The organism is Salinivibrio socompensis S35 (genome assembly GCF_000513715.1).
GTDB lineage: Bacteria > Pseudomonadota > Gammaproteobacteria > Enterobacterales > Vibrionaceae > Salinivibrio > Salinivibrio socompensis.
Genome location: NZ_AQOD01000009.1, coordinates 1 through 17,874, shown reverse-complemented (window position 1 = coordinate 17,874; position 17,874 = coordinate 1). Strand labels below are relative to the sequence as shown.

Here is a 17,874-nt window from a genome sequence, read left to right as displayed (position 1 = left end):
AACGCTGACAACCGTCCATCCTCGTTCAAGCATAAAAAAAGCCGGCAACGGTGCCGGCTTCATCGCTATCATGTGCGTATTAACCAATATGAGTTTGTTCACCCATATAAGGACGCAACACCTCTGGGATCTCAATACGTCCGTCTGCTTGCTGATAGTTTTCTAAAATAGCCACCAACGTACGGCCCACGGCTAAGCCTGAACCATTCAGAGTGTGCAATAACTCAGGTTTTTTCTCACCTTTACGGCGGAAACGCGCCTGCATACGGCGTGCTTGGAAGTCTAACGTGTTGGAGCACGATGAAATCTCGCGATAAGTGTCCTGCGCTGGCAACCAGACTTCTAGATCATAGGTCTTGGCCGCACCAAAGCCCATATCACCGGTGCATAGCAGCACTTTACGATATGGTAGATTAAGTAGCTGCAACACTTTTTCTGCGTCGGCGGTCAGTGATTCCAGTGCTTCCATGGAATCTTCCGGTTTCACCACTTTCACCAGTTCGACTTTATCAAATTGATGCATGCGGATAAGCCCACGGGTATCACGTCCATAAGAACCGGCTTCTGAGCGGAAACACGGTGTGTGCGCAGTCATACACAGTGGGAGATCTGCTTCATCGATGATCTCATCACGCACCATGTTGGTCAAAGGCACTTCCGCCGTTGGGATCAACGACATGCCGACACCTTCTTCGGTAGCCGGCTGGGTGTGGAATAGATCTTCGCCAAACTTAGGCAATTGACCGGTGCCATAAAGGCTGTCGGCATTAACCAAATACGGCACATACATTTCGGTATAGCCATGCTCGTTGGTATGCAAATCAAGCATAAACTGCGTCAACGCACGATGCATACGCGCCATCTGCCCTTTCATCACGATAAAGCGTGAGCCAGATAGTTTTACCGCACTGGCGAAATCAAGGCCACCTGACAGTTCACCTAAATCGACATGATCTTTGACCTCAAAATCAAACTGACGCGGTTCGCCCCAGCGCATGATCTCCTGGTTCTCTGATTCATCTTTGCCGCTTGGCACCTCTGCCGCTGGTAAGTTCGGTACGCCCATGACCAGGTCATTGACTTTTTGCTGCAACGCAGCAAGTTCTACTTTGGCCGCATCCAGCTCATCACCCAGATTGGAGACTTCTGCGAGCAACGGCATAATGTCTTCACCCTTTGCTTTAGCCTGGCCAATGGACTTCGATCGGGAATTACGCTCTGCCTGCAGTTGTTCGGTGCGAATTTGCAGCGACTTACGTTGTTCCTCAAGTTCACGCATAGCGTCAACATCAAGCGTAAAGCCACGACGAGCGAGTTGTTGAGCGGTTTCTTCCAGCTCAGTTCGAAGTAATTTGGAATCCAGCATGCTAATCCTGTGCTTTCGGGTTAATGACTGTTAATTGACGAAGTTAAACCTTACCCAAAAAGGGTAAACTTGCCTAGCGCTTTTGCGGGCTTTTTGGCATCCTGCTCTGACGGAGAAAGGTCGAGTCTTTTCGGTCGATTTTAATTTCTAGCCCACGATTGACGCTGATAATAGCGTGTATCCCCAAGATCGGGAGGTAGATAGCGCTCTCCTGCCGCATAGGCGTTGGCTCATCGTGGGCATACCGGTAGCCTTCACCATGTCCCATTTCTTCCATCAATGCGGTCGGCGCATTCCGAAGATGCATGGGGACAGGGGCATTGGCGGTGTCTTTAGCGTCTCGCAACGCTTGTTTCCAGGCGGTATAGACAGCGTTGCTTTTGGGCGCGCTGGCTAAATACACGGCGGCTTGCGCAATCGCACGCTCCCCTTCCGCTGGCCCCACGCGAGTAAAACAATCCCACGCACTCAGTGCCACCTGCATGGCGCGCGGATCAGCGTTGCCGATATCTTCCGAAGCGATCGCTAATAAGCGGCGAGCCACATAAAGCGGATCGCCTCCCGAACTCACAATACGTGCGTACCAATACAGGGCGCCATCGGGACTCGAGCCACGGACAGATTTATGAAACGCAGAAATCAAATCGTACCAAGCGTCTCCTTGCTTATCGAATTGCGCCACTTTTTCACCGGCAACGTCTTTAAGCATCGCGAGAGTGACGTGGCCATCTGCCATATCCGCCAGCATTTCTAGAAGGTTCAACGCCATGCGTGCATCACCGCTACATGCCGCGGTTAGGGCCGCTTTAACGCCTTTATCAAAGGTGAGTGGTTGTTCACCTAATCCGCGTGGCGAATCGACCAGTGCTTGATCAATCACGGCTTCTAGATCGCGATCATCAAGGCTTGTCAGTCGATAGACACGGGCACGCGATAACAAGGCATTGTTAAGCTCAAACGATGGGTTTTCCGTAGTCGCGCCAATAAAGGTAACCGTCCCCGACTCGACATGAGGCAGAAAAGCGTCTTGCTGGCTTTTGTTAAACCGATGTACCTCATCGACGAATAATACGGTGCGCACACCCGCTTGCTTATTTTGCTCTGCGCGCCCAATCGCGTCTCGGATCTCTTTTACCCCAGACGTAACAGCGGAAATTTGTTCAAGCTCAGCATTGGCTTGACGCGCGGCAATATCGGCCAGTGTGGTCTTGCCTGTTCCTGGTGGGCCCCAAAAAATCATGGAATGAAGCGTACCAGACTCAATGGCACGACGAAGCGGTTTACCGTCGGCAAGTAGATGGCGCTGGCCAATATACTGATCCAACGTCACTGGCCGCATACGTGCGGCCAGTGGTCGAAAGTCATCAGCAAAATCGAGGGGCAAGGTAGGCAAGGATCCTCCGATACAGTTAACGTGGCTGACGTTGATCGTCAATCATCACCGACTCGGGCGGGGTAAACGAAAACACGTCCGCCGCTGGTGCTTGCCGGCTAAATTGGCTCAGCACAAACTGGCTTTGTTGCCCATCTTGCTCAACCACCTTAAAGGCCGTCAAGGTACCATCCGGTTTAACCGTGACATCAAACTGCTCAATGGTGCCGGTGGTTTTCGGCGCCAGTGTAAAGGTATCGCCGGCTTGGCTAATTTGGTAGTCCTGCCAATCGCCCGGTTGATTTCGGGTCAATAACACAAAAGGCGTTTGTGCCGTTGCATCTTCTAGCCACATCGCGGTCACTTGCTCAACAAAGGGGCTGTAATACCACAAAGTTTCACCGTCGGAAATCATGATGGTTTCGTCCGGCGACGCCGTCGTCCAATTAAACAAATTGGGCCGTTGGATAGCCAAGGTCCCTTTCGCTTGATGAATCTCATCACCCTCTGGGCTCTGCACCCTTTGTTCAAACTGTGCGCTGAAGGCATCGACCTTATTCAGCCTTTCGACTAAGTGTTGTTGTGCGTCGTTTTTTTGTACCTCTGTTTGCGCCTGGGCACTGATGACAACCAACAGAGATATCACCGCCAACAAATGGCGGACAGCAGTAAATCGAGTCATTGAACCTTCCATTCGATCAATCTTTCGGTGGCGGCGGTGCGATTACTTCGCGATTACCATTGTGGCCTGGTGAACTTACGACACCATGAGCTTCCAGTTGTTCCACGATACGCGCCGCGCGGTTATAACCAATTTTAAATCGGCGTTGTACACCCGACACCGAGCCACGACGACTTTCAGTGACGAATTCAACCACTTGGTCAAACAACTGATCCAGCTCTTCGCCATCGCCACCGGTCGGCGCTTCACCCGGCAGCAGGCTGTCGGTGCCCTGATCGCCTTGGGTAATTTCATCGATATATTGCGGTTTGCCTCGCGCTTTCCAATTATTAACCACCCGATGGACCTCTTCATCACTGACAAAGGCACCATGTACGCGAATTGGATGGTTGGATCCATTGGGCATAAAGAGCATATCCCCCATTCCCAATAACGACTCAGCGCCGCCTTGGTCAAGGATGGTGCGCGAATCTGTTTTGGTCGAGACAGTAAACGCCATACGCGTTGGAATGTTGGCTTTTATGAGGCCGGTAATCACGTCCACAGAAGGACGTTGAGTGGCGAGCACAAGATGAATGCCCGCTGCCCGCGCTTTTTGTGCTAATCGTGCGATCAGCTCTTCAACTTTTTTACCGACCACCATCATGAGATCAGAAAATTCATCCACAACTACTACGATGTAAGGCAATTTTTCCAGTTTAGGCGCCGATTCATCCATGCTATCGCCCGGCTTCCACAATGGGTCGGGGATCGGATTATTCGCCGCTTCTGCCGCTTTGACCTTTTCGTTAAAGCCTTTAAGGTTGCGCACCCCAAGCGCTGACATCAGCTTATAACGTCGCTCCATCTCACCCACACACCAACGCAGCGCATTGCCAGCATCCTTCATATCGGTCACAACTTCTGACAGCAAATGTGGAATGCCCTCATACACCGATAGCTCCAGCATTTTCGGGTCGATCATGATAAAGCGTACATCCTCGGGAGACGCCTTATAGAGCATGCTAACCAGCATCACGTTGACGCCCACCGATTTACCCGATCCTGTCGTACCCGCCACCAGCATATGCGGTGCTTTGCCAAGATCGGTAATAATGGCCTCACCAGCAATGTCATTTCCCAACACCACGGAGATCGGTGACTGGCTATTTTTAAATCGCTCACTGCCAATCACTTCAGACATAAACACCGTTTCACGGTGCTCGTTCGGGAGCTCAAGGCCAATGTAAGGCTTACCTGGGATCACCTCGACCACGCGCACTGCGGTGGTTGATAGCGCACGCGCTAAGTCTTTGGATAAACCTGAAATCCGTGAGACCTTAACCCCCGGTGCCAAATCAAGCTCAAAACGCGTGATCACCGGCCCTGGATACACACCCACCACACGCGCTTGCACTTTAAAATCTTCCAAGCGTGCTTCAACCAAGCGTGCTATTTGCTCTAGCTCTTCGCGCGTGGCTTGTTGCGCTGTATGGCGCGCGGGATCCAACAGTTCGAGGGTCGGGAAAGGTTCTGCCGGTTTAGGCAAGTTGGGCTCATCTTTCACTAAGAAAGGATGATCGAGCCCGGCCGCTTGCTGCTGAGCTTTTTGTGCTTGGCGAATCGTTTCTTGGAACGGATCTTCATCGTCATCTGCCACTTTACTTGCCTGCTCCGCACGCTCTAGCTCCGAGAGCCCATCTTGATTGCCGTAGGTAGTATCAGCATGCACTGGTTGGTCAGTGGGTGCTTGCGGCGCGGCAGCCGGCTCAAGATCATGCTTAGGAGGTGTATGTACTGGATTATCTCGATCGGTGTCTGCACTCAATACCGGCGCAGAAGACTCGTCATCAGCAACAGCGGTTTGCCACTGTCCCAGTGTGGGCTCGTCCGCGCTGTCCGACGTGTCTGATTCGGATTGCACCGTTCCAGCTTGCTCAGACGCAGCTTGACCACCAAAGATGATCGGCCTCTCTGGTGCGTAATCGGCCTGATCATCGACGTCTGCGACGGTGCTGACTGTTTGGTCTACCGCTTCTTTTTCCGACGCTGCCGATCTTTCAGAGACGGGCGTATTCTTAGGGATGATGGCGTCAATCGACGTAAATCACTCAGCTCCATCGGCTCGGGCGCGTCACTCGACGGCATCGCGTCTTTACCCTCTCGCGCCGATGAGCCAGGGACACCAAGTTGCGTCGGTGTCTCGCCGCGAAGTCGATTAACCAGCCAGGTGATCCCCTTAAGCGTCACCGCGCCGAGATGATCCACAACCGTTAGCCAAGAAATACCAGTGAACAGGGTAAAACCGGCGGCCCAGCCAAACAGCATCACCAAGGTGGTACCGAGGACATTAAACAATGGTAGGGCGAGGCTATTGGTGACATCTCCCATGACACCCCCCGACGAAAAGTGCCAAAAATCATCAAAGTTAAGATCGGCCAGCGAACCACTAGTCAGAAAAAGAACAAGGAGACCCAGTAAGCGTGCACCAATGATGGTGTAATTAATGGGATCATCGTCACCACGCCGCCGTAAGAAAACCCAGCCACCAACAATGGCAGCCGGCGGCAATGGATACGCCAAAACCCCAAATGAGAAGAAAAAGCTATCGGCAATCCATGCGCCCATTGCGCCAGCCGCATTGTGGACATCACCATGCCACGCGGTTTGCGACCACGAAGGATCGGCCGGATTAAAAGACAGCAACGCCACCATGGTAAACACCGCAGCGGCGAGTACGACGATGAACCCACACTCTTTCAAACGCTGACCGCCATCTAAACGCGCTTTAGGCTGAGCCGTTTTCGGCTCTCGACGTAAAGAAAACTCCATCATTACCTGTTTAATATTGTTCGTGAATCGCATTCCTCACCCTGAATGGAGCTTGCTCTGATTGCCCTGACTTTATCACATTCATGCCGTGACAGCAGGCATGATGCGTGTTTACGCTCAATCTTTACCGAGATATCACATTCTCTGAGCCATTGCGTACAAAAAATAAGCCGAGCGCAGTGCCCGGCTTAGTGTGTGTTTTGCGTCACCCTCTACCCACGGTTTAACGTGTTTGGATTACCAGGTGATTGCTTTGTTTTACCTCTTCCATTACCACGTAAGTACGTGTGTCATTCACGCCGGGTAAACGTAGCAATGTTTCACCTAATAACTTGCGATAAGCGGACATATCCGCTACTCGTGTTTTAAGTAGGTAGTCGAAATCCCCTGACACTAACGAACATTCTTGGATGTCTTCTAGCGTCTGCACCGCTTTATTAAATTGTTCAAAGACATCAGGTGCACCACGATTCAGTGTGATTTCCACAAATACGAGCAGCGATGCATCTAAATACTGGGGGTTAAGCTGTGCCGTGTAACCAAGAATATAGCCTTGGCGTTCTAAACGTCGAACACGTTCGAGACAGGGGGTTGGAGAAAGACCGACACGTTTTGATAGCTCAACGTTGGAGACTCGTCCATCCTTTTGGAGCTCATTCAGGATGTTGCGGTCAATACGGTCCAATTCTTTGGAGGGCTTGTTTTTGGTATCTACCATTTTTTATTCCACCTTGTTACTTCCTTGCAAAAAGATATACCAAATTAAATAACATCTAAGCAATCTTTAGCATCAAATGCTAGTTTATTGCCTTTATACTAGCCTGAAAATTGACAATTTCAATAACAAGCCAGCCGATAACACTGAATAAACAAGAGGTGACAGCATGATCATTGGCGTTCCAAAAGAAATCAAGAACCATGAGTACCGCGTTGGTATGGTTCCAGCGAGTGTCCGCGAGCTTATTTCTCACGGCCACTCAGTCTATGTTGAGACCAATGCAGGTAACGGTATTGGTTTCTCTGACGATGACTATAAAGCCGCTGGGGCATCTATTCTGCCTGCTGCCGCTGACGTATTTGCGAAAGCAGAGATGATTGTCAAGGTCAAAGAGCCACAAGCTGTCGAGCGTGCTATGCTCCGCGAAGGACAGATTTTGTTCACCTATTTGCATCTTGCACCAGATTTTCCGCAAACAGAAGACTTAATTAAAAGTAAAGCCATCTGTATTGCCTATGAAACGGTAACAGATTCTAAAGGTCGATTGCCACTATTAGCGCCCATGTCTGAAGTCGCCGGCAGAATGTCTATTCAAGCTGGTGCACAAGCGTTAGAAAAATCACACGGCGGCTCAGGCATGCTGCTGAGCGGCGTACCCGGTGTTGAACCTGCCAAAATCGTGATACTTGGCGGGGGTGTGGTCGGCTCTAACGCCGCGCGTATGGCGGTTGGCCTCCGTGCTGACGTGACGATTTTAGATAAGAATGTTGATACCTTGCGTCGCTTGGACGAAGAATTCCAAGGCCGCGCCAAGGTAGTCTATTCAACCGAAGAAACTCTTGACCAACATGTCCTCAACGCAGATTTAGTTATCGGTGCGGTACTGATCCCTGGTGCAGCAGCACCTAAGCTGGTTAATGAAGACCATATCAAGCGTATGAAGCCAGGCGCCGCGGTTGTCGATGTCGCTATCGACCAAGGGGGCTGTTTTGCGACCTCACATGCCACCACCCACGCTGATCCAACCTACATCGTTGATGATGTTGTTCATTACTGTGTGGCAAATATGCCAGGCGCCGTGGCACGCACCTCAACCGTCGCCCTAAATAACGCAACACTGCCATATATTGTGAAGCTTGCTAACCAAGGCTATCGCGATGCGTTAGTTCAAGATGAGCATTTGCGTAACGGCCTCAACGTGCTTGGTGGCCACGTCACCATCAAGGAAGTGGCTGAAGGCTTTGATCTCCCTTACGTTAATGCCCTGGATGCGCTGAAGTCAGCCCATTAATCGGTAATATCAATAACAGAAATAGCGGGCACCATCACGGTGCCCTTTCTTTAGCCTTCCAATTTACCTACAATCACTCCATTCAAAAAACGAACCTCTTTCCTGCTCGGAGACGTGAATGAGTAACATTAAGCATGCGAACCTATTGATTCTTGGTTCAGGCCCTGCGGGCTACACCGCGGCTGTTTACGCTGCGCGTGCCAATTTAAACCCTGTTATGGTAACAGGCATGCAACAGGGGGGTCAGCTCACGACCACCACGGATGTTGAAAACTGGCCTGGTGATCCGGAAGGACTGACCGGCCCCGCATTAATGGACCGCATGAAAGCCCATGCAGAAAAATTCGACACCGAGATCATTTTTGACCATATCAATGACGTGGATTTATCCTCACGCCCTTTCCGCCTAAAAGGCGACAACGGTGAGTTCACCTGCGATGCGTTGATTATTTCTACCGGTGCATCGGCGCAATACCTCGGCTTACCGTCTGAAGACGCGTTCAAGGGACGTGGTGTATCTGCGTGTGCTACCTGTGATGGCTTTTTCTATCGCAACCAAAAAGTAGCGGTAATTGGCGGGGGGAATACGGCAGTCGAAGAGGCCTTATACCTCTCTAATATTGCCTCTGAAGTGCACGTCGTTCATCGTCGTGATACCTTCCGTGCCGAGAAAATTTTGGTCGATCGTATGATGGACAAAGTGAAGACCGGTAATATTGTCCTACATACTAACCGTGTGTTGGATGAAGTCTTGGGCGATGAAATGGGCGTGACGCAAGCACGTTTAAAAGACACACAAAGCGATGAGACCGAAACCCTCGATGTGATGGGCGTTTTTGTCGCGATTGGCCACAAACCTAACACGGAAATTTTTGCTGGCCAGCTGACGATGGAAAATGGCTATATCCACGTTGAGTCCGGCTTGAATGGCAACGCCACCCAAACCAGTGTTGAAGGTGTTTTTGCTGCTGGTGATGTCATGGATCATGTTTATCGTCAAGCGATCACCTCGGCAGGGACCGGCTGTATGGCGGCGCTAGATGCCGAGCGTTATCTCGACGCACTCGCGAATCAGTAATTTCTCGCGTTCATGCAGGCTATCATCCGATAGCCTGCCCAGCCTGTTGCCAGGCTTTGATAAAATAATAAGATGATATGGATAAATCTAAACAGCGGGCGCTAACCCAATGGCTCAAGTCGCAGAGCACGTTAGCTAAACCCTGGTTAGTTGCGACGATTAGCATTGCACTCCTCTCTGGCGTGCTTTTGATTGCCCAAGCAGCACTTCTCGCCCACCTGCTGCATCAACTAATTATTGAGCAAACCGATAAATACACCTTACTCCCAAGCTTTATCACACTGGTGGGGGTTGTTTTAGCTCGTGCCGGATGTAGTTGGGCCAAAGAGCAAACCGGCTATCGCTGTGGCGAGACCATTCGGCAACATATTCGTCAGTTAATTCTTAACCGCCTTCATGCGCTTGGGCCGGCGAGTATTCAAGGGCAACCGGCCGGGAGCTGGGCGAGTTTGATTCTTGAACAAGTTGAAGAGTTACAAGACTTTTTCGCTCGTTACTTACCCCAGATGGCAATCGCTGTCTTGATCCCCTTAGTGATTCTGGTCGTCGTGTTTCCCATCAATTGGGCCGCTGGACTGATTTTTTTGATCACGGCACCACTGGTTCCCCTGTTCATGGCACTGGTTGGAATGAAAGCCGCCGATGCCAACCGTAAGAATTTTAAAGCGCTACAGCGGTTATCTGGCTATTTTTACGATCGTTTACGTGGGCTACCCACACTCAAATTATTTAATCGCGTTGAGGCCGAAGCGGATCAATTACACTTGGCATCACATACGTTCCGTCAACGGACGATGGAAGTGTTACGTCTAGCGTTCTTATCGTCCGCTGTGCTTGAATTTTTCACCGCGATTTCAATTGCAGTCGTGGCAGTGTATTTTGGTTTCAACTTTATTGGCGAGCTTGATTTTGGCCACTATGGCGCCCCTATTTCACTCTTTACCGGTTTATTTGTGCTGGTATTAGCGCCTGAGTTTTATCAGCCACTCCGTGACTTAGGGACGTTTTACCATGCCAAGGCACAGGCCATTGGCGCTGCAGAGTCTATCGTTGATTTTCTTGATGCCCAGCCAGACACAGGTACACAAGGCGATAAAACACCGGATCTATCAGCGGTTGCTATCAACGCCCACGATCTCGAAGTGCTCAGCCAGATGGCCAAGTATTGGCAGGTCCAATGTGCTTTTCAATCCAACCGGGCGAACAGGTTGCGCTGGTTGGTGTCAGTGGTGCTGGCAAATCCAGCCTGCTTAATGCACTACTTGGCTTTCTTCCCTACCGCGGTAGCCTAACCATCAATGGCTGTGAGCGTAGTGAACTGGCACTATCACATTGGCGACAAGCCATTAGCTGGGTGGGACAAAATCCGCAACTGTTCCATGGCAGTATTCGCGACAATATCGCACTCGCTAATCCCGATGCGAGCCCAGAAACCATCAACCAGGTAATGACTCAGGCCTATGTCGATGAATTTGTAATGCGATTAAAAGATGGACTTGCGCACGGCGTCGGTGACCGTAATGGTGGCTTGTCAGTAGGCCAAGCGCAGCGTATTGCGGTCGCGCGCGCATTATTGCAAGACGGCGGGTTATGGGTACTAGATGAGCCGACCGCAAGCCTGGATGCACACAGTGAACAACTCGTGATTGAAAGCTTACACACGGCGACCCAGCAGAAAACCTGCATCCAAGTCTCTCACCGTTTAGATGCACTGGCTAACAGTGATCAAGTTTGGCTCATGGCCGACGGTAAGCTGGTTCAACAAGGCCAGTATCATGAATTAGCTCAAACAGGGCCGCTGGCAGAGATGCTGGCTTCAGCCGATAGGAGAAATCTTGATGCGTGAATTACTGCCTTATCTGCGCTTGTATAAACGCCATTGGTTTGGCTTAAGTTTGGGCATCGTCCTCGCGTTTGCCACATTGTTTGCCGCCATTGGCTTGCTCACCCTCTCCGGCTGGTTCATTGCCGCCGCGGCAGTGGCTGGCATTGCAGGCCTAGCCACCTTTAACTATATGTTGCCGGCCGCAGGAGTGCGTGGTTTTTCGATTGGCCGTACATTTGGTCGCTGGGCTGAACGTGTGGTGAGCCACAACGCCACCTTCAAACTGCTCGCCGACCTACGCGTTTCGTTTTTCCGTAAATTAGCGCCTTTGGTGCCCGACCACCGTCTTAATATGCGTGATGGTGATTTGCTTAACCGCATGGTGGCGGATGTCGACGCCATGGATCATGTTTACCTGCGCCTTATCAGCCCCATGGTGGTTGGCGTGCTCGGCGTACTCGCCGTAAGCTTGTTCTTGGGCTGGTTCGATCCCACGCTCGGTTTAGCCTTGGGCCTCAGTTTACTGGTATTGCTTATCGGCCTACCCATCGTTTTCTACCAGCTGGGTAAAGATCAGGGTCGAGATCAGTTAGAACAAAATGCCGCCACCCGAATTGCCCTACTCGACTGGCTGCAAGGTCATGCGGAGTTGGCATTATTTGGGGCCCGCGAACGATACCGCGCACGTATTGATGACAGCGAACAGGCCATGCTCAACGCGCAAGCGAATATGGCACGTATTACAGGATTAGCTAACGCAGTGCTGATCGCAGCCACTGGACTCACCTTGGTGTTGATGGTTTGGCTGGCGGCCGATGGTGTCGGTCATCGAGTTCCAGGGCCGCTTATTGCGATGGTTGCGTTCACGACCATGGCCAGTTTTGAGTTAATGATGCCAATTACAGCCGCTTTCCAGTATTTAGGCAAAACGCTCACGGCGGCAAAACGGCTCAACGCCATCACTGAACGTGAACCCAGTGTGCCATTCCCCGCTGCAGGCCATAAAGGGCCAGTTACGGGTACGATTGGCTTGGATAATGTTAGCTATCAATATCCGGGCGCGGCACAAGAGGCGGTATCAGGTATCTCGCTGGACATCGCCGCGGGACAAACTGTCGCCTTATTGGGCCGCACCGGTTGTGGTAAGTCTACCCTTCTAAGTTTACTCACCCGCGCGTGGGATCCGACTCAGGGTCAAATCACACTCGAGGGTGTGCCGTTGATCGAGTGGATGAATCGACGTTACATGATGCCATGTCAGTGGTGACACAACGCGTTGATCTCTTTAATGGCTCACTACGCGATAATCTCATTCTCGCCTGTCCAAGTGCCTCGGATACCGCGTTGTCTCACGTACTGAAGCAGGTTGGCTTGGCGCGTTTATTAGAAGGACAAGGCTTAGATACTTGGCTAGGCGATGGTGGACGCCAGTTGTCAGGCGGTGAGCGGCGTCGTTTAGGGATTGCGCGTGGTCTTTTGCATTCAGCCCCTATCATGCTCTTGGATGAGCCGACAGAGGGCTTAGACGTGCAAACTGAAGCAGAGATCCTATCTTTACTAAAAACCCATTGCCAAGATAAAACGGTTATCATCATTACCCATCGTCTGGTCGGCTTGGAGCAGATGGACACTGTCTGTTTAATGGACGCGGGTCAGATTGTTGAGCAAGGAACACACGCGTCACTGCTCAATGCCAATGGACGATATGCGCAATTAATGCATCGGCTGTAAATCAGAGAGCAAATTATGACCCTCTTTTTACCTCCTTTAGCAGAAGAGGACGTTCGTTTTCCACCTGTGACCGAGGCGCTGGCTCACCCCGATGGCTTGCTTGCCATCGGGGGCGACCTCCGCCCTGTGCGGCTTATGTCGGCGTATCGCAACGGTATTTTCCCATGGTTTGGCGAAGATGATCCGCTGTTATGGTGGTCACCCAGAGAGCGGGCCATCATTCAACCAACCGAGTTTCACGCTAGCAGAAGCTTGCAAAAAGCGGCGAGAAAGTCCGGAATGACGGTTACCTTGAATCAGGCCTTTGAGCGCGTTATTGCTCTATGTGCCGAGATTCGAGGGCCGGAGCAAACTTGGATCACGCATGAAATGCAAGCGGCCTATTGCCAGCTTCATCATCAAGGTGACGCCCACAGCGTGGAAGTGTGGCAAGATGATACCTTAGTGGGCGGATTATACGGTGTCTCGGTGGGCGCAATTTTCTGTGGTGAATCGATGTTTTCCAGCACAACCAATGCGTCTAAATTCGCGCTGTGGCAATTCAGCCAGTATTTTGCTCACCAAGGTGGCCAGTATATTGACTGCCAAATGATGACACCGCACTTAGCATCATTAGGTGCGCAGCCTTGGCCGCGTGACGCATTTATCCACGCCCTTAACGCGTATCGTGACCGCCCTATTACCAATGGCTATCCGTCGCAACGCCTTGCCGATTGGAGAATGACATGAGTGTTGGGATCCAAGTTGGCGTCACACCAGGCGCTAATTGCCAGTATCTTACTGATCACACCAAGCAACTCGCGGTGGTGATGTCTCCAGAATACCATCAACGCCAACGCTATGGCGCCCTGTTAGCGGCCGGCTTTCGGCGAAGCGGTAATCTAATCTACCGTCCTCATTGCCCTTCTTGTCAGGCTTGCCAAGCGTTGAGAGTCGATGTCGACCATTACCGTCCATCAAAAAGTCAAAAGCGGCATCGCAGCCAGCTTAAGCGCTTAACCATGCATGTCAGTGATCAGTTAGATGACCATTGGTTCGATTTGTATGACCGCTATATCACCGCCCGTCACGCAGAGGGCAATATGTACCCAGCTAAACGGCAAGACTTCTTAGATTTTATCCATAGCCGTTGGCTGACTCCGCGCTTTATTCATCTGTACCAGAATGAAGAGCCGGGATCACATTTGGTCGCCGTCGCAGTGATCGATCTGGTGGATGACGGCCTCAGTGCCTTATATACGTTTTTTGATCCCCAGCATCGATTTTCATTAGGGCGTGTAAGTATTCAGGCGCAGCTTCAGCTGGCAAAATCGATGCAGTTGCCTTGGCTGTACTTGGGCTACCAAATCGATGCCTGCGCCGCAATGCGCTATAAAGCAGACTATTATCCCCATCAACGCTTTATCAATCAGCAGTGGCGGGCCTTTTCCTGGCCAGTTATTCCACAATAGTCGCTATTTTTTCTAGCAAGGCGCGCCCCAACAGGGTAAAATTCGCACCCGAACTTTACAGACTTTCAGAATAGAGGCATTATCTGTCGGTCAAAAAATTGGCTATCAGAATAGGCCTAAGAGGATTCAATGGCAAAAGAAGACGTAATTGAAATGCAAGGCATCGTATTGGATACGCTGCCTAACACTATGTTCCGTGTAGAGCTAGAAAACGGTCACGTGGTGACTGCCCACATTTCAGGCAAGATGCGTAAGCACTATATCCGCATCCTGACCGGCGACAAAGTCACTGTTGAGATGACCCCTTACGATTTGTCGAAAGGTCGCATCGTTTTCCGTTCGCGTTAATCCTCCGAACGCGATCAAAAAAACCCGGCTTTTAAGCCGGGTTTTGCTTTACTGAACACGGGCAATCGCGGTTACGCTGGTTCCATTTGATCACTGAACTGGAAGTCCAAGCGGTTATTTTTCAATACCACGCGGACCGTTCCTCCGTTAACCAAACAACCGAAGAGCAATTCGTTCGCTAACGGCTTTTTCAAGTTATCCTGAATCACACGCCCCATAGGTCGCGCGCCCATCGCTTTGTCATAGCCTTCTTCTGCCAGCCACTGTTTCGCTTCAGATGTCACCTCTAGGGACACACCTTTTACATCCAGTTGCGCTTGTAGCTCGACAATAAACTTATCCACCACTTGCAAGATCACTTGCTCGTCCAAATGGTTAAACCAGATGATATTATCAAGACGGTTACGGAACTCAGGCGAAAAGATCTTTTTAATTTCCGACATCGCATCATGACTATGATCTTGCTGAATCAAGCCAATGGATTTACGTACGGTTTCTGCTACCCCAGCGTTGGTTGTCATCACCAAAATAACATTTCGGAAATCCGCTTTACGGCCATTGTTGTCGGTCAGTGTTCCGTTATCCATAACTTGTAGTAACAAGTTAAACACATCCGGATGCGCTTTTTCGATTTCATCTAGCAGAACCACACTGTAAGGATGCTTAATCACTGCATCGGTCAGCAGACCGCCCTGATCGTAGCCGACATAACCTGGAGGCGCACCAATCAAACGGCTGACGGTGTGACGCTCCATGTATTCGGACATATCAAAACGTTGTAGCTCAATGCCCATGGCACGTGCAAGCTGTACGGTAACTTCGGTCTTACCCACGCCTGTTGGCCCGGCAAACAAGAACGACCCCACGGGTTTGTTATCATCGCCCAAGCCTGCACGACTGAGTTTGATCGCCTCAGACAATGCCGTGATCGCGGTATCTTGCCCAAACACCAACATCTTGAGTTTGTCGTCTAACGATTGCAGCACATCTTTGTCGGATGAAGAAATCGACTTTTCTGGTATTCGTGCCATTTTAGCAATCATGGTTTCAACATCAGGCACATTGACGGTTTTTTTACGCTTACTCGCCGGTGCCATACGGCATCGCGCGCCCGCTTCGTCAATCACGTCAATCGCCTTGTCAGGCAAGTGACGTTCGTTGATGTATTTCGCTGACAACTCGACCGCCGCACGAATCGCTTTATTGGTATACCGCACTTCATGGTGAGCTTCGTATTTTGGTTTCAAGCCCATCAAGATCTTGGTGGTATCATCGATAGACGGCTCCAACACATCAATCTTCTGAAAGCGGCGCGCCAGTGCACGTTCTTTCTCAAAAATGGAGCCGTACTCTTGGTAGGTCGTCGAACCAAGACAGCGTAGTTTACCACTGCTCAGTAGCGGTTTAATCAAGTTCGCGGCATCGACTTGGCCGCCACTTGCCGCGCCTGCACCAATGATGGTGTGGATCTCGTCAATGAAGAGGACGGCATGATCTTCTTTCTCAAGCTGCTTTAAAATCGATTTAAAGCGCTTCTCAAAATCACCACGATACTTGGTCCCCGCCAAGAGTGACCCAATATCCAGCGAGTAGATAACACAGTCTTTAATCACATCAGGCACTTGGCCTTCAACAATCCGCCATGCTAGTCCTTCGGCAATCGCGGTTTTACCGACGCCGGCCTCACCCACAAGCAATGGATTGTTCTTACGGCGACGGCACAGAACCTGAATGGTCCGCTCGAGTTCTTTATCACGCCCGATCAATGGATCAATTCCACCGACCCGCGCCAATTGGTTAAGATTGGTGGCAAAATTCTCTAAGCGATCTTCACCGGGATCGGCACCCGCTTCTTCCGCTCCCATGTCGCTGCTCGGAAGATCGTCACTGTCGTCTTTGCTGGTGCCGTGGGAGATGTAGTTAACTACATCTAAACGGCTAACATCATTTTTCTTCAGCAAATAGGCCGCATGCGACTCTTGCTCACTAAAGATAGCGACAAGCACGTTTGCACCACTGACTTCGCTTCGTCCCGATGACTGAACGTGAAACACGGCCCGTTGCAAGACGCGCTGGAAGCTCAACGTCGGTTGTGTTTCACGCGATTTCATCATTCGCCGGAATCAGTGGTGTGGTTTGTTCAATAAACGCATCGAGTTCTTTGCGTAACGCCTCCAGGTCCGCCCGACATGCCACGAGCGCCTCATGCGCCGCCGCATTTTCGATCAACGCGAGAAGCAGGTGCTCCACCGTCATAAATTCGTGACGTTTTTCACGCGCACGTGCAAACGCGCTGTTCAAACTTGCTTCAAGTTCTTTGTTAAGCATAAAGGCACCTCCCTCAAAAACCGCGCTAAAGCGTGATGAAGCAGCTTACGCTTTCTCCATCGTGCACAGTAGCGGATGGCCATGCTCTTTGGCATACATCATTACCTGTGCCACTTTCGTTTCAGCGACCTCGGCAGTAAACACACCGCAGACCGCTTTTCCTTCGTAGTGCACCGTCAGCATCACTTGTGTCGCTTTGTCAATGTCCATGGCAAAAAACGTCTGGAGCACGTCGATAACAAACTCCATAGGAGTATAGTCATCATTGTTTAGCACCACCTTGTACATCGATGGCGGTTGTAACTTGGTCTTTTCTGACGCCTCAAGATCGGCGTCAGGCAAACCCCATTGATTCCAATTACTCATAACCACTTCAATGCATTGTTAGGGTGTCAAGACTCATCGTGTGGCGGGGCAGCACTGCCATCCACGAATCCCGTCCACCTATCCTTAAAGTTAAGCTACAGATTGTATTCCAGCAACCTTTTCAATGCGAACATCGTTTGCCTGAGCAATTGTTAATCACGGTAGCGTTTTATCATGGTAAAGGTGTATAGAGTTAAAAACGCCAATTCGTTCACTGCTCGTGATAAAACCTTTGGTAACGCGTTACCAACTGGCCACGCACGGTGATGCACAAAAAAAGAGGCACAAAATATACCTATCAAGACGCTCCTCCGTGGTTCAAACAAGGTCGCACGTACACTTCTTGCTCACCTCCTTTACGTGCAATTATTCAAGAAATCTTCATTTTTACGCAACCGCTGTTAGCACATATCAGCAAACCCCACATGACGTCGACAAAAAACGTAAAATCATTACACGAAAGATGATAAGAACAAAAATAATATAAAACAATGAGTTGAATAGCCC

Annotated in this window: 10 protein-coding genes and 4 pseudogenes; 7 read left to right on the top strand and 7 right to left on the bottom strand. The window is 50.6% G+C overall.

The genetic code is table 11. The features are described 5' to 3' along the window. Nucleotides 1–79: 79 nt before the first annotated feature. From serS to lrp, 5 genes and pseudogenes are all read right to left on the bottom strand, one after another. Nucleotides 80–1,366, bottom strand: a complete 1,287-nt coding sequence (serS, locus tag DZ54_RS0101115; RefSeq protein ID WP_025672822.1) for a serine--tRNA ligase — start codon at nt 1,364–1,366, stop codon at nt 80–82. A gap of 73 nt (nt 1,367–1,439) precedes the next feature. Next, nucleotides 1,440–2,759, bottom strand: coding sequence for a replication-associated recombination protein A (locus tag DZ54_RS17930; RefSeq protein ID WP_420804826.1), 1,320 nt, complete (start codon nt 2,757–2,759; stop codon nt 1,440–1,442). Between the two features lie 16 nt (nt 2,760–2,775). Further along, nucleotides 2,776–3,420 (bottom strand): outer membrane lipoprotein periplasmic chaperone LolA, encoded by a 645-nt coding sequence (gene lolA, locus DZ54_RS0101105; protein WP_037353224.1) that lies wholly within the window; start codon nt 3,418–3,420, stop codon nt 2,776–2,778. Between the two features lie 16 nt (nt 3,421–3,436). Beyond that, nucleotides 3,437–6,231: pseudogene (locus DZ54_RS23160) on the bottom strand (DNA translocase FtsK). A 223-nt stretch (nt 6,232–6,454) separates the two neighbouring features. Further along, nucleotides 6,455–6,949, bottom strand: a complete 495-nt coding sequence (lrp, locus tag DZ54_RS0101095; protein WP_025672820.1) for a leucine-responsive transcriptional regulator Lrp — start codon at nt 6,947–6,949, stop codon at nt 6,455–6,457. A gap of 166 nt (nt 6,950–7,115) precedes the next feature. On the opposite strand from lrp, the gene ald reads away from it, so the two are divergent. The 7 genes and pseudogenes from ald (at nt 7,116) to infA (ending at nt 14,673) form a co-directional block, all read left to right on the top strand. Then, complete coding sequence (ald, locus tag DZ54_RS0101090; protein WP_025672819.1) at nt 7,116–8,240, top strand: alanine dehydrogenase; 1,125 nt, start codon at nt 7,116–7,118, stop codon at nt 8,238–8,240. Between the two features lie 118 nt (nt 8,241–8,358). Continuing rightward, nucleotides 8,359–9,318 carry a thioredoxin-disulfide reductase gene (trxB, locus tag DZ54_RS0101085; RefSeq protein ID WP_025672818.1) on the top strand — a complete coding sequence of 320 codons (960 nt, stop codon included), beginning with the start codon at nt 8,359–8,361 and terminating at the stop codon, nt 9,316–9,318. 77 nt (nt 9,319–9,395) lie between these two features. Further along, a pseudogene (gene cydD, locus DZ54_RS17915) lies at nt 9,396–11,164 on the top strand (heme ABC transporter permease/ATP-binding protein CydD). After that, nucleotides 11,157–12,874: pseudogene (cydC, locus tag DZ54_RS17910) on the top strand (heme ABC transporter ATP-binding protein/permease CydC). Before cydD ends, cydC begins: the two co-directional pseudogenes overlap by 8 nt. A gap of 15 nt (nt 12,875–12,889) precedes the next feature. After that, nucleotides 12,890–13,603 (top strand): leucyl/phenylalanyl-tRNA--protein transferase, encoded by a 714-nt coding sequence (aat, locus tag DZ54_RS0101070; RefSeq protein ID WP_025672817.1) that lies wholly within the window; start codon nt 12,890–12,892, stop codon nt 13,601–13,603. Next, complete coding sequence (locus DZ54_RS0101065; RefSeq protein ID WP_025672816.1) at nt 13,600–14,325, top strand: arginyltransferase; 726 nt, start codon at nt 13,600–13,602, stop codon at nt 14,323–14,325. The genes aat and DZ54_RS0101065 overlap by 4 nt, the downstream gene beginning before the upstream one ends. A gap of 129 nt (nt 14,326–14,454) precedes the next feature. Next, nucleotides 14,455–14,673 carry a translation initiation factor IF-1 gene (infA, locus tag DZ54_RS0101060; protein ID WP_025672815.1) on the top strand — a complete coding sequence of 73 codons (219 nt, stop codon included), beginning with the start codon at nt 14,455–14,457 and terminating at the stop codon, nt 14,671–14,673. A gap of 71 nt (nt 14,674–14,744) precedes the next feature. On the opposite strand, the pseudogene clpA reads toward infA, so the two are convergent. After that, a pseudogene (gene clpA, locus DZ54_RS17905) lies at nt 14,745–17,001 on the bottom strand (ATP-dependent Clp protease ATP-binding subunit ClpA). A gap of 45 nt (nt 17,002–17,046) precedes the next feature. Beyond that, on the bottom strand, nt 17,047–17,367 hold the full coding sequence (gene clpS / locus DZ54_RS0101050; RefSeq protein ID WP_025672814.1) for an ATP-dependent Clp protease adapter ClpS: 321 nt from the start codon (nt 17,365–17,367) through the stop codon (nt 17,047–17,049). Between the last annotated feature and the right edge of the window lie 507 nt (nt 17,368–17,874).